Genomic DNA, 13,402 nt, shown 5'->3' with positions numbered 1-13,402 from the left:
CACGTAGACGACAACTGGACAGAGACAGCCGCTACTTATGACTGGTGTACAGGCTCGGGCACCTACGAGGACCCATATGTAATTAAAAATTTAATTATAGACGCAAACCAATCAGATAGCTGCATTTTCATTGAAAACACAGAAGAATATTTCCTAATTGAAAACTGTACAGTTTATAACTCTAGTGGAACGGGAATTCAACTGAGCTATGTGACAAATGGAAAGATAATCAATAATGACTGCACAGATAATTATTACGATGGTATCTGGCTCTACTACTCCAATAGCAACACCATAACCGGGAATAACTGCACAGACAATTATCACTGGGGTATCTATTTCCTCTCCTCAAACAACAATACCATAACCGGGAACAACTGCACGAGAAATGGGTATGGTATCTGTTTCTACGACTCCGACAACAATAACATAACCGGGAACAACTGCACGAGAAATGAAGGTGGCATCTGGCTCGACTTCTCCAACTACAACACTATTACTGGAAACAACTGCACGGGCAATGATTACAATGGTATCTATTTCGACTTCTGCTCCAACAATACTATAACTGGGAACACTTGTACGAGAAATAAACGGGGTATCCGTCTCGACTTCTCCGACAGCAATACCATAACCGGGAACAACTGTACAGACAATTATTACCACGGTATCCGTCTCTCCTCCTCCAACAGCAACACCATAACCGGAAATAACTGCACGAGAAATGAACGGGGTATCTATCTCTTCTATTTTTCCAACCACAACACCATAATCGGGAACAACTGTACAGATAATAATCACAATGGTATCCGTCTCTCCTCCTCCAACAGCAACACCATAATTGGGAATAACTGCACGGGCAACGATTACAATGGTATCTATCTCGACTCCTCCAACCACAACACCATAATTAGGAACAACTGCACGGGAAATAGATACGGTATCTATCTCTACAATTACTCCTCCTATAGCAACACTATAACCGGAAATAACTGTACGAGAAATGAATATGGTATCCATCTCTCCTCTTCCTCCCACAACAACACCATAATTGGGAACAACTGTACAGATAATTATTACGATGGTATCCATATCCATTTGTCCAACTACAACACTATAACCGGAAACAACTGCACGAGAAATGAATATGGTATTTGTCTCGGCCACTACTCCGACAGCAACACTATAATAGAGAATAACTGTACAGACAATGATGATAGCGGCATCTATCTCTGCTACTCCAACAACAACACCATAACTAGGAACAACTGCATAAACAATGATTATGGTATCTATGATTATGGTATCTATCTCTACTATTCCTACTACGGTACTATTACGGGGAACACTTGTACGAGAAATAGGTATGGTATTTATCTTGATTACTCCGATAACAATGAGGTTTCCAACAATTTTTTGATAAAAAATACTGTTGGGATAGAGGACCAAGGAGATAATAATAACATACACGATAATATTTACATTTTTTTTCCGGTAGCATCATTTGATATTAATAGTACGGTTATTACAGTGGGTCAGACTGTGCAATTTACAGATAGCACCACAGGCGGAAGCATTCCCTTAACCTATCAGTGGAACTTTGGAGACGGTTCAGAAAATTCTACTATTCAAAATCCTATCCATAAGTATAATTCAGTTGGAATACACCTGGTGGTACTGACGGTAACAGATGCTGACGGAGATATGTCTGTTTACTCTAAAGAAATCAGTGTCCAAGATGATGTCACGAACCCAATCTTAGATAGCCCTCAAGACGTTATCTACGAAGAGGGAGCAACAGGATATAACATCTCCTGGATAGCTACAGACTTAAATCCTGGTACCTACAAGATATACAAAAATGGTTCAGAAATTGAATCAGGTACCTGGGAATCAGGTATGGCCGTAACAATCAATGTAGATGGATTAGCCGTAGGTTCTTACAACTACACAATTGTAGTTACAGATGCCTTTGATAACGCAGCTTCTGATACAGTATGGGTTACGGTTGAAGACACAGTTTCTCCTGTCCTTACCAGTCCTGATGATGTTACTTACGAAGAGGGAGCAACAGGATATAACATCTCCTGGATAGCTACAGACTTAAATCCTGGTACCTACAAGATATACAAAAATGGTTCAGAAATTGAATCAGGTACCTGGGAATCAGGTATGGCCGTAACAATCAATGTAGATGGATTAGCCGTAGGTTCTTACAACTACACAATTGTAGTTACAGATGCCTTTGGTAACATGGTTTCTGACATAGTATGGGTTACGGTTGAAGTAGGTGAAGTAGGTATAGGCATAATAATTCTATTGATTTCTCTGATTGGAGCAGCAGGCGTGGCAGCTATTATCATTTTTCTGAAAAGAAGACAAAAACATTAAAAAATCTAAAAATCCCCTTTTTTAGGGTAAGGTTAAATCTTAAATTTAACCTTTTTTTTATTCTCTTGGAGCTTTGGAACAGAAATTAAGAATTTGAAGTTTTTTGAGAATGTTTGTTGACAAATTAAGATTTTATTGATTTAATTATAAAAGAAACTTTTACAATTGAAGAGGTGTAAGTAATGAAAAACGTAAAACTATTTGTAGTAATTGTAATATTATCTTTATTTATAAGTATTATAGATATAAATGTTAGTGCTGTTAATGTTGAAAATCCGACGAGAAAGACACTTCCCACTTTTATCCAAGATGGCGATTGGCTTTCGGACAGATCTAAAATTATATTTAGTAATGAAACAAATGTTGGATATTGGGGAATTAAATACAGATTGTTCATAGCGAACGCGAGCGGAACCGACGGGACAGAGATAACTAATGCATCCGAAGGTTATTTCGAAGACATTGATTATTTACATCATGTAGCGCCATTAGTGTCTCCTGATGAACAGAAAGTAGTATTTATAGCAACACGCAATGACCAACCATGCACTATATGTGTAATGAATCCCAACGGAACTGGAGCTTATAGTTTAAGCAAAATGATTAGGGATTATCCTTCTTCTCTTGTTTTTACATGGTTTTCCAATGAAGAAATTATCTTTTGGCGTAGTGTTTATTCATACTCCGATTTTAATCCCGATATTTTATCACACGGTTATACTTATATTGTGAATATCAATAATGGAGATGAACAAGAACTAACAGAAGTGCCAGAAGAAATTTTTAAGGGAAAGTTTGTCACTAGGGGGCTTGCTGCGTCTACCGGTGCGCCTCCTACTGTGCGAGATTTAATGAGAGAAGGTTATACTTTTCAAACTGAAAATCAAAATCAAGAACAGCCGAATTTATTTCTTATAAGTATTCTATTAGTAGGTGGAATTTCCTTATTTATTGTACTATATGTAGTCGTAACCAAACTAAGGAAGGTTAAGCTAAGATTCAAGACGAAAGTTAAGAAAGCTAAGAAAAAAGCTAAGAAAGAAGAAATTCCTGAAGAAATTCCCTTTGCTGTGGCGTTTGAGGATATAGTCCAACTGAGAACTGATGAGCTGAGAGCTGATGAGCTTAAAAAAATCAAAACTGTAAAACAGTCGGCACTACCATCTTCATCAACCTCCCAACAGCAAACAGGTGAATGCCAATACTGTGGAGGACTGGAGGAATCTTGTTCTTGTGGTTCTCAAAGTCGCTATTGTCAATACTGTGGAGAAGAGCTATTAATAGGACAACAATTTTGTTCTATATGTGGTTTACAAGCCGTAGAGCAAACTAAATTTAATAAATAAAGGGGATGAAGAATATCTTCGTTACCCTATTTTTTTCTTTAAATTAACTTAATTGTTTAACTTCCGACATTAAACCTATTGACTTAAAAAAAATTGATCAAGAATTGTTCTTGACCATTTTTAATTTATATATCTCTATCTTAATAGTAAAGTGTAAAAAGTATGTATACATTACCGTTGGGGCTTGACATTATATACCCTTTCTTTATATATTAAGAATATCAATTAGCACTCAAAGGTCGCGCTTGCTAAAATAAAAAAAACAAAGAACAATGAATATAAAACCTTTATCAGACCATGTTTTAATAGAACCAATAAAGGAAGAAGAAAGAACAAAATCTGGAATTTTATTGCCAGAGACAGCTGATAAAGAAAAACCGGAACAGGGAAAAGTTATTGCCGTGGGACCTGGAAAAAGAAATGATTCAGGTAATATTATTCCTATGGAGATAAAAGTAGGCCAAGAGGTTTTGTTTACAAAATACGGCCCAAATGAAATAAAAGTCGACGGAAAGGAATATCTTATTGCTAAACAAGAAGATATCTTAGCGATAATAGAATAACATCACATATTTTTATTACCACTATGGCAAAAAAAATTATTTACCAAGAATTGGCTCGAAAAAATTTAAAAGAGGGAGTAGATAAATTAGCAAATGCCGTTAAGGTCACCTTAGGTCCCGGAGGACACAACGTTGTTTTAGATAAAGGCTTTGGGGTTCCTACCATTACCAATGATGGAGTAACCATTGCAAAAGAAATTGAATTAGAAGAAAAAGTAGAGAATTTAGGAGCTGAGATTGCGAAAGAGGTTGCTGAGAAGACCAACGATACTGTTGGAGATGGAACCACTACAGCAGTGATTTTAGTTCAAGCCATCATTAAAGAAGGTTTAAAACTGGTTGAAGCAGGTTTTACTCCAGCTGATATTAACAAAGGAATTAAAGACAGGGTTAATAAAATAATTGATTTTTTGAAAAAACGTTCCATAAAAATAGGAAACAGAGGAGATATAGTAAAAGTAGCCACAATTTCTGCTGAAAGCAAAGAAATCGGAAATTTAATTGGTGATATAATGGAAGAAGTTGGTAAGGACGGAGTCATTACTGTTGAAGAATCAAAAACTTTCGGACTTCAAAAGGAAATTGTAAAAGGACTTCAGTTTGATAGAGGATATATTTCTCCTTACATGATTACTGATGCTGAAAGGATGGAGGCTGTTTATGAGAATCCTTATATTTTAGTTACCGACAGAAAAATTTCCAGTCTTCAAGAGATTTTGCCAATTTTAGAGAAAGTAAGTCAAACGGGCAAAAAAGAATTAGTTATTATTGCAGATGACGTAGAGGGAGATGCATTAGCTACTTTAGTGGTTAATAAGCTCCGTGGCATCTTCAAAACTTTAGCTTTGAAAGCTCCCGGTTTTGGCGATAGGAAAAAAGAAATGCTTCAGGATATAGCCTGTATTACTGGAGCTCAAGTAATTTCAGAGGAGCTTGGGTTAAAGTTAGAAAACATCGGTTTAGACAAATTGGGCTCTGCCAGAAGGGTTGTATCCACTAAAGAAAAGACTACTGTTATAGAAGGAAAAGGGAAAAAAGAAGAGATTGATTCAAGAATCAACCAGATAAAACAGGAACTTAAAACTATTGAATCAGAGTTTGATAAAGAAAAGTTGCAGGAAAGACTGGCAAAGTTAGCAGGAGGGGTAGCTGTCATTAAGGTTGGAGCTGCAACAGAAGTTGAACAAAAAGGTAAACAGCACAAAATTGAGGATGCTTTAGCTGCTTCCAAAGCAGCTGTTGAAGAAGGGGTTGTGCCAGGAGGTGGGGTAGCTTTAGCTGCAGCAGCTTTATTAACAGATGACTCCGGAAAAGAAAAGCATTTATCGAATTTAGAAGAAAAAGGTTATTTTTCAGGACATAATATAATAAAAAATGCCTGTCAGGCTCCGTTAAAACAAATAATAAAAAACTCAGGAGCTGACGAGGTCATTTTGTATCAAATCTTAAAAAAAATAGTAGACACGAGGAAGAAAGGAACAGAGCAAATCGATAAAATTGATTGGGCTTTGGGTTATAATGCTGTTACAGGCAAGCTTGTAAATATGGTTCAGGAAGGGATTCTTGACCCTACCAAAGTAGTAAGAATAGCTCTGGAAAACGCAGCTTCCGCAGCTTCTATGATTTTGACAACTGAAGTTATAGTCGCAGAATTACCGGAAGAAAAGAAAACTCCTGAAATTCCCAGAGCATATTAGTCTGTTTTGTCAGATTAGACATTTTAGCCTCCACTATTTTTTGTGGGGGCTTTAATTCTTAATTGCGCAGTAATTACAGGGAGCGAAGCGACCGGTTTGCTTAAAGGTAAAACTAAGGTATAATATGAACTATAAAAGGTCGATTATACTTATTAAGGACCTTAAACACTAATCATCAAAATGTTTTATAGAGTTATTTTAGCAATATTAGTTTTAGTTTTCTTTTGGATTGTTCTTATTTACAATGGTTTGGTAAGACTCAAAAATAGAGCAAAAGAGGCTTGGGCTGATATAGATGTTCAGTTAAAAAGAAGATATAATTTAATTCCAAATTTAGTAGAAACAGTAAAAGGATATGCAACCCATGAAAAAGAAGTCTTTGAAAAGGTTACTACAGCCAGAGCAAGAGCAATGGGTGCTGCGGGTGTGAAAGAAAAACAAGAGGCAGAAAATGCTCTTTCCCAGACCTTAAAAACTCTTTTTGCAGTTTCTGAAAGTTATCCTGATTTAAAAGCTTCTCAGAACTTTTTAGAGCTCCAGAGAGAACTTAGAGATACAGAAGATAAGGTTCAAGCTGCCAGGAGATTTTACAACAGCAACGTTAGAGATTTGAGTATCAAGATTGAGAGCTTCCCGGCAAATCTTATAGCTTCGCTTTTGGGATTTAAAAAGATGGAACTCTTTGAATTAACAGAAGCCGAAGAGAGAGAAGCACCAAAGGTTAAGTTTTAAAGTTTAAAACTGAACTTGGAATTTGAGATTTGGAATTTTGAAAGTTATGGCAACTTTATATACCCAAGCAGATTTCAATATCCGCAAAACATGGATTTTACTGATATCGTTTTTGGTATTTATTATTTTTTTAGGCTGGTTTTTCAGTTATCTGTTGAACGATAACACCTTTTTAATTTTAGCAATATTTTTGAGTACTATTCAAAGTTTTGTTGGTTATTGGTATTCAGATAAAATTGTGCTGGCAATGGTTGGTGCTCGTGAAATTAAAAAGAGAGATAATCCAGAACTCTACCGACTGGTTGAAAATGTTTCTATTACAGCTGGCTTATCTCTGCCTAAAATTTATATAATCAATGAAGCACAACCTAATGCTTTTGCCACGGGCAGGGATGAAAAACACGCAGTCATTGCTGTTACCAGAGGGCTTTTAGAGAAATTGGAAAGAACAGAATTAGAAGGCGTTATTGCTCATGAATTAGCTCATATTGGAAATAAAGATATGCTTTTAGGTACCGTGTTGGTAGTTTTAGTGGGGGTTGTAGCTTTACTCTCGAGAATGTTTTTGAGATTTAGTTATTTGAACAGGGGCGGGAGGAGAGAAAGAGAATCAAGAGGTTTGGGTGTAATCTTTATATTTTTGGGTATTATTGGAGCTGTCTTAGCTCCAGTTATAGCTTCTTTAATCAGATTGGCAATTTCGAGAAAGAGGGAGTTTTTAGCTGATGCTACAGGATCTCTCTTAACAAGATACCCTGAGGGATTAGCAAGGGCTTTAGAAAAGATTTCTCAAGACCCAGCCCCCTTCAAAAAGATAGATAATTCTACTGCTCATTTATATATTGTTAATCCTTTTAAACAAAAAAACTGGCTGACAAAACTGTTTTCTACTCATCCTCCGGTGGAAGAAAGAATAAAGGCCTTAAGGGGTATGGAGGTTTAAAATAAATTTCTAAGGCTAAATATCCAAATTCTGGAGAGGTGCGCCGAATGGCTAAGGCACTGGTTTGGAGAACCAGGACCCCTTACGGGGTTTGCAGGTTCGAGTCCTGTCCTCTCCGCCATCACAGTTGTTAATTATTTCTGTCAGATTAAAAAATCCCTGCTTTCGGTCAGGGATTTTAAATAAAAATCTATCTTAATCTAATATTTTTTTGTATAAAGATTTATATTTTTTTGCTGATTTTTTCCAGGAAAAGTCTTGTTTCATTCCATTGATTTGTATTTGTTTCCAGATATCTTTTTTTTCATAAAAACCTAAAGCTTTTTTAATTGATTCAAAAAGGTCTTTTTGACTATATCTATTAAACAAAAAACCATTTCCTTTTATTCTGTTTCGCTTAATTTTTACAGGAAAAACCGTATTCTTTATTCCTCCGACTGCTCTTGCAACAGGGACGGTCCCGTATTTCATTGCTATTTGTTGACCCAAGCCACAGGGTTCAAAAAAAGATGGCATTAAAAACATATCTGCTCCTCCATAAATTTGATGGGCTAATTTTTCATCAAAACCGATTTTAACGCAACATTTTTCTGGAAAGCGCTTAACAGACTGTTGAAAAAACTTTTCGTATTTTTTTGAACCTTTTCCAAGAAGAATAAATTGAAGTTCTTCTTTTATTAGGTATCTGAAGATGCCTTTTATTAAATCGAATCCCTTTTGGTCTGCTAATCTGGAAACAATCCCTAAGATTGGTATTTTAAGATTTGCTTTTTTAAAGCATTTTTTCTGTAAATAAATCTTATTATAACTTTTGTCTTTTATATTTTTCCAAGAATATCTTTTCTTTAAAAAGGGATCAGTTTTAGGATTAAAAACCTCCAAATCTAAACCATTTACTATTCCTATTAAGTGTTTTTTTCTTCTTTTGAGGTATTTTTGAAGTCCAGCTCCGTATTTTCTGGTTAAAATTTCTTTTGCATAACTGGGACTGACCGTGTTTATAAAATCTGCAGTTAAGATTCCAAGCTTAAGACAATTCACTTGTTTTCCAGGGAATCTTGTTCCCAAGAGTTTATTTACCGCCTTGCTTTTATATATCCCCTGATATCCTAAATTATGAATGGTTAAAAGGGTTTTTATCTTATAACTCTCTTTTTTAATTAAATAAGGAATTAAAGCTGTATGCCAGTCCTGACAATGAAGAATGTCAGCTTTCATCATCTTGGCAATTTCAATACTTGCTGTAGAGAGAAAAAGAAAACGGGCCGCTTCCTTTTCGCTTCCCCCTGAAGAAGCATCGCTCTCTACATAAACCCCTTTACCGAAAAAGTACTTATTATTCTCTACCAATAAAAGAGGGACCCGACTTTTAGGTAAAAATGTTTTCCACAGATTAAAACTTTCTTCTTTTTGGTTAAAAAAGACAGGAATTCTCCTTTTTACTAGTCTTAATTTGCTTTTTTTAATCTTAACTACCTTATAAAAAGGGAGAATCACAGAAACATCTACCCTTAGTGATTTAAGAGCTTTTGGTAGGGATCCTACCACATCTGCTAATCCTCCTACTTTCGCCACTGGGGCGCATTCTGAACCAACTAATAAGATTTTCATATTTTTTAAAGATTTATTTTTTCTTCTCCAATTTTAATTAATTTTTCTAGTAATTTGTTCGATTCTATTAATTTCCTATCACTGTTTTCATTTAGAGCAGCATAACCGATAATTTTGAATAGAGTATGAAGCGAGTAATAATAGACCCTATTTTTCTCTGGGTTGGTTGGGGGGCGCGTAAAATAATTTTGATAGAATAAATTTTTGACTTTATTAATCATTTCTTGGTAGTTTGCGTGGAAGTCATATTCAAGCATCAATTCAGTATGCATAAAAAAGCAACCTAAGTCACTAAGGGGATCGTAAAGTCTAGCCTCGGAAAAATCTAAAAATCTTATTTGCCGCTTACTTATAAAAATATTACCGCTGTGAAGATCTCCGTGAGTCAGACAATAGTTTTTGACGGAGAAATCATTTTTATTTTTTATTCTAAAGTTTTTACAGTATTGGATTAATTTCTTAAAACGATCGAGACCGAAAGGATAATATTTTTCCATTAAACATAAATAGTTTTTATACTGTCTTTTTTCCCAAGCTTGGTTCCGTAAGATTATTTGTTGGTGGTTTTTAACCAGATGTATTTTTTTAAGAGACGTAGCAACTTCTGGGATAAATTTTAGGAATTCCTCTCCGCGGTGTTCAATACTTAGTTGTTTAAGACAAGTACCTTCAATTGGTTCATAAAAAAAAGCCCCCAAGGGTTGATAATATTCTAAGGCACGGGGAATAAGGTAGTTCAGTCCTTGATTCGTTAAAATGAGATTGGCTAAATAATCTGTTTTTATTCTAGAAATCCCTTCATCAAAATTCGGTTTTTTTTCCGCCTTAACAATTATTGATTTTTTTAAATTTTTATTTCTATAAGACAAAACCAGATTGTATCTGGTACTTATTCGTTGGTGATCTAAAAATATTTTTAAAGTCTTAATCTTAAAATCTATCAACTTTTCTGCTTTGGGAAAATATTTGTGAAAACGGTTTTGAAGGAATTTTTCAACCCATTTTCTGTCTAATAAATTTAAAATTTGCATTTATATTCTAAATTCAATTAATGTATTGCTCTTCTTGATTCCGGCTGTCCCGGTTTAATTTTTTTATACTTTTCCTTATATCTGTCCATTATTTTTTTTAATTGAGGATCCGGCACTTCTAATCTTAAAAGGTCAACGGCATGAAGAGCATCGTATATATCGTTTTTTGTTTCTAACTTCCAAATAGCATCTCTCCAAAGAATTGCTCTTTCAAAATTCTTCTTTTTTGCTGCTGTTTGCATTTTTCTTCTCATTAGCTCAAGAAAAGCATAATAAACTTCGGGTTTCCCCTGTCCTAATGTTCTTTCTTTGAAAGGAATTTTTACCGCCTCTTTATATTTTTTCGCTAAAGCTTCAATTTTTCCACTTCTTTGCCACCAGAAAGCAGTAGAAAGAATCTCTTTATAATAATCTTTGCCTTTTTGAATTTGGTTTCTCGTAACAGAAGGTAATGACTTTAGAGTCTTTAGCATTGACAAAGCCTCCTTTTCAATCATTTCAATACTCCACCAAGGCTCACCCGAAGCCCAAAAAAACTGATCAGAAGCCATGGTTCTATCTAATTTGTCTTGGATTTTTGGACTGCACTTCTTTGTTTTTGAAAGTTTAATGAGATAATTTAAAAATCTCCATTGAAGCTGATGTACTTTATTTTTTGGGTCCTTCCAGGAATAAAATTGGACACCTTTTATTATATCTTCTTGTGCGGAAGCCCAGGTTGCTTTAACGGGACTGATTTCTCCTTTTAGCTTAAAATATTTTGGAAGTTCGGAAAAAAAGATTTGCTTTGGTTTTTTACATTCAACAATTTTGAAAAGGAATTTTTCTAAGCCGGGTCTGTGATGTCCAAAGGTTTCTCCATCCACTGCCGTACAGAGATATTTATTTTCTTTTAATTCTTCTTTTACTAAATCAATAAATTCTTTTTTATTCCTTATAACAGCACTCATAATGCAATTAGAAACCCTTCTTTCTCGGAAAACAGCAATTAAACCACCTGTTCCTTTTACGGTAAATAATTTATCTTTCGGAGAATAATTTTTTCCACCATTATAAGAGATGTCATCTAAAATAATCATTTTATAACCTAAGCGAGAGACGGTTTTTCCGACAAGAGAACTATAAGCCATTTCTGGCGGAAAGAAACAAACCGGGTTATAAACATTACCAAAGTATTTTTTGTTATCCTTATTATTTTTTTGGATTTGGCGGATTATTTCTTTCTTTTTTAAAAAAGGCAATAAGGGATGATATTTAGCGCTTTCAGTGAATTCTAATTTTTTTGCTCTGGCTAATCTTTTAATATTTTTTATAACGTCTCCATATCCTTCTTTTATTAAAATTTCAGTTAAGGAAGCGTTAATATTGAGGTTGATTTTTATTCCGGGAATTTTTAAAAGACCTTTGAATAAAGGCCTGTAGGATTCATTGACCACCCTATCGAGAATTTCTTTTGATTGATATATTGGCTGATAGATATGTAGAAAATTAACCCAGTACATAGTTTATTTGCGATTTTTTTCAACCAACTGAGAAAGAACTTTCAGATACTTTTTAGCTGATTTTTCCCAGGAAAAATCTTTTTTCATCACCTTTCTTATTAATTTTTCCCATATATTTTTAAACTCAAAGGAAGTTTTAGCCCTGACAATAGTTGTAAATAATGACCAAGAATCATACTCTTCAAAGACAAAGCCATCACCCTTTCTTTTTTTAGGATTAAAATCTTCTACTGTATCGGCTAACCCCCCCGTTTTTCTGACAATAGGAATACAGCCAAATCTCATTGCCTGCATTTGAACTATTCCGCAGGGTTCAAACTTGGACGGAATTAAGATAGCGTCAGCTCCTGCAAAAACCAAATGTGGTAGAGAGACATCAAAGCCAAAAAAATAACCAATTTTTTCAGGAAATCGCTCTTTTCCTTTCTGAATCATTTCTTTATATCGCGGGTCTCCGTCTCCTAAAATCACAAGCTGAAAAGATAAATTTTTGAATAAGGGTTTTATAATGTTTCCTAACAAATCAAATCCTTTTTGGTCAGTGAGGCGAGAGACAATTCCTATCACAAAAACCTCTGGATTTTGGGGTAGTCCTAATCTTTTTTGAAGGTGAATTTTATTCTTTTTTTTTCTCGTAATAGTCCTTATATTGTAATGTACGGGGATATGAGGAGATGTTTCTGGATTATATTTTTTATAATTAATTCCATTTAAAATTCCATAAATTTTATGTTGTTTTTCAGAGAGTATTTTCTCCAGACCTTCTCCGTATTCCGGGGTCAATATTTCTTTAGCGTAAGTAGGGGAAACAACAATAATAGAATTACTATACATAATTCCCCTTAACGTCCAATTTAATTTTGCCAGGCGAGGATTGAAAAAATCAGGAATTGGCTCTCTGCCTGAATCACGTTCAGTTTCTTGGACAAAGCGAAAATCACACATTCCTTGATAGCGAAGATTATGAATAGCAAACACAACCGGGATTTTTGAAACAACAGAATCTTTTTTATAAACAGTCTTTATATAATTAGGAATAAGGCCTGTTTGCCAATCAGAAGCAACAATTACGTCAGGCACCCAGGAAGAATGTTTTAAAAACTCTATTGCTCCTCGAGATAAAAGAGCCCATCTTATCTGGTCGTCAGAATATCCATAGACATTAGCTCTTTTTTCATAATATTCCATATTTTCCAAAAAATAAGCAGGAACAGCATTTTTGCCAATATATTTTTTGACATTACAAATTAGAGTTGGACAATATTTTGGTTGGTCAGTAGGCACTTTTAATCCCTTTATTTCTATTTTTAAGTTATACTTTTTAGGGTCTATTGTCCCATAACGAGGAATCATTATTCTTGCATCGTGACCTAACTTTCTCAAAGCTAAAGGAAGAGAATACAAAACATCTCCTAACCCTCCTGCTTTAGCAAAGGGAGCTGCCTCAGAGGCGACAAATAAGATTTTTAGTTTTTTTGATGGAAGAAATTTTTTCAATTGGTTAATTTCCATATTTTAAATACAAGTTTATTGAACTCAAAACGTAATTTCCTTGTTTTTTAGTTAAAATTTTGCTAATGTCTAAA

12 protein-coding genes and 1 tRNA gene are annotated in these 13,402 nt (G+C 34.7%); 7 read left to right on the top strand and 6 right to left on the bottom strand.

Features of this window, described 5'->3' with window-relative positions; genetic code table 11:
- Positions 1-153: 153 nt before the first annotated feature.
- Positions 154-327 carry a hypothetical protein gene (locus IB617_00135; protein UZE93250.1) on the bottom strand — a complete coding sequence of 58 codons (174 nt, stop codon included), beginning with the start codon at positions 325-327 and terminating at the stop codon, positions 154-156.
- A gap of 21 nt (positions 328-348) precedes the next feature.
- Positions 349-1,092 (bottom strand): hypothetical protein, encoded by a 744-nt coding sequence (locus tag IB617_00130; GenBank protein UZE93249.1) that lies wholly within the window; start codon positions 1,090-1,092, stop codon positions 349-351.
- Positions 1,093-1,098: 6 nt separating this feature from the next.
- On the opposite strand from IB617_00130, the gene IB617_00125 reads away from it, so the two are divergent.
- The 7 genes from IB617_00125 (at position 1,099) to IB617_00095 (ending at position 7,793) form a co-directional block, all read left to right on the top strand.
- On the top strand, positions 1,099-2,391 hold the full coding sequence (locus tag IB617_00125; protein ID UZE93248.1) for a right-handed parallel beta-helix repeat-containing protein: 1,293 nt from the start codon (positions 1,099-1,101) through the stop codon (positions 2,389-2,391).
- A gap of 182 nt (positions 2,392-2,573) precedes the next feature.
- Positions 2,574-3,737, top strand: coding sequence for a zinc ribbon domain-containing protein (locus IB617_00120; protein ID UZE93247.1), 1,164 nt, complete (start codon positions 2,574-2,576; stop codon positions 3,735-3,737).
- Between the two features lie 272 nt (positions 3,738-4,009).
- On the top strand, positions 4,010-4,300 hold the full coding sequence (locus IB617_00115) for a co-chaperone GroES (protein ID UZE93246.1): 291 nt from the start codon (positions 4,010-4,012) through the stop codon (positions 4,298-4,300).
- A gap of 23 nt (positions 4,301-4,323) precedes the next feature.
- Positions 4,324-5,997, top strand: a complete 1,674-nt coding sequence (gene groL, locus IB617_00110) for a chaperonin GroEL (protein UZE93245.1) — start codon at positions 4,324-4,326, stop codon at positions 5,995-5,997.
- 180 nt (positions 5,998-6,177) lie between these two features.
- On the top strand, positions 6,178-6,729 hold the full coding sequence (locus IB617_00105) for a LemA family protein (protein ID UZE93244.1): 552 nt from the start codon (positions 6,178-6,180) through the stop codon (positions 6,727-6,729).
- Between the two features lie 46 nt (positions 6,730-6,775).
- Positions 6,776-7,672, top strand: coding sequence for a M48 family metallopeptidase (locus tag IB617_00100; protein UZE93243.1), 897 nt, complete (start codon positions 6,776-6,778; stop codon positions 7,670-7,672).
- Positions 7,673-7,704: 32 nt separating this feature from the next.
- Positions 7,705-7,793: transfer RNA gene (locus IB617_00095), tRNA-Ser, on the top strand.
- Between the two features lie 74 nt (positions 7,794-7,867).
- Here the strand turns inward: IB617_00095 and IB617_00090 are convergent.
- Genes IB617_00090 through IB617_00075 form a run of 4 tightly spaced genes read right to left on the bottom strand, consistent with a single transcriptional unit; the run spans position 7,868 to position 13,328 of the window.
- Positions 7,868-9,283, bottom strand: coding sequence for a glycogen synthase (locus IB617_00090; protein UZE93242.1), 1,416 nt, complete (start codon positions 9,281-9,283; stop codon positions 7,868-7,870).
- A gap of 5 nt (positions 9,284-9,288) precedes the next feature.
- Positions 9,289-10,314, bottom strand: a complete 1,026-nt coding sequence (locus IB617_00085; protein ID UZE93241.1) for an aminoglycoside phosphotransferase family protein — start codon at positions 10,312-10,314, stop codon at positions 9,289-9,291.
- A 17-nt stretch (positions 10,315-10,331) separates the two neighbouring features.
- On the bottom strand, positions 10,332-11,816 hold the full coding sequence (locus IB617_00080) for a UvrB/UvrC motif-containing protein (GenBank protein ID UZE93240.1): 1,485 nt from the start codon (positions 11,814-11,816) through the stop codon (positions 10,332-10,334).
- Between the two features lie 3 nt (positions 11,817-11,819).
- Positions 11,820-13,328 carry a glycogen synthase gene (locus IB617_00075; protein ID UZE93239.1) on the bottom strand — a complete coding sequence of 503 codons (1,509 nt, stop codon included), beginning with the start codon at positions 13,326-13,328 and terminating at the stop codon, positions 11,820-11,822.
- Between the last annotated feature and the right edge of the window lie 74 nt (positions 13,329-13,402).

This window comes from Candidatus Nealsonbacteria bacterium, from assembly GCA_026016225.1.
GTDB lineage: Bacteria > Patescibacteriota > Minisyncoccia > Minisyncoccales > JANBVM01 > Nealson33H.
The sequence above is the reverse complement of the archived record's forward strand: the minus strand, read 5'-3'. Positions and strand labels throughout refer to the sequence as shown.

Excerpts from the sequence above, each read along its gene's own strand:
- IB617_00085 (UZE93241.1), bottom strand. The coding sequence starts at position 10,314 with ATGCAAATTTTAAATTTATTAGACAGAAAATGGGTTGAAAAATTCCTT.
- IB617_00115 (UZE93246.1), top strand. The coding sequence starts at position 4,010 with ATGAATATAAAACCTTTATCAGACCATGTTTTAATAGAACCAATAAAG.
- IB617_00105 (UZE93244.1), top strand. The coding sequence starts at position 6,178 with ATGTTTTATAGAGTTATTTTAGCAATATTAGTTTTAGTTTTCTTTTGG.
- IB617_00075 (UZE93239.1), bottom strand. The coding sequence starts at position 13,328 with ATGGAAATTAACCAATTGAAAAAATTTCTTCCATCAAAAAAACTAAAA.
- IB617_00100 (UZE93243.1), top strand. The coding sequence starts at position 6,776 with ATGGCAACTTTATATACCCAAGCAGATTTCAATATCCGCAAAACATGG.
- IB617_00090 (UZE93242.1), bottom strand. The coding sequence starts at position 9,283 with ATGAAAATCTTATTAGTTGGTTCAGAATGCGCCCCAGTGGCGAAAGTA.
- IB617_00120 (UZE93247.1), top strand. The coding sequence starts at position 2,574 with ATGAAAAACGTAAAACTATTTGTAGTAATTGTAATATTATCTTTATTT.
- groL (UZE93245.1), top strand. The coding sequence starts at position 4,324 with ATGGCAAAAAAAATTATTTACCAAGAATTGGCTCGAAAAAATTTAAAA.
- IB617_00080 (UZE93240.1), bottom strand. The coding sequence starts at position 11,816 with ATGTACTGGGTTAATTTTCTACATATCTATCAGCCAATATATCAATCA.
- IB617_00130 (UZE93249.1), bottom strand. The coding sequence starts at position 1,092 with ATGGATACCATCGTAATAATTATCTGTACAGTTGTTCCCAATTATGGT.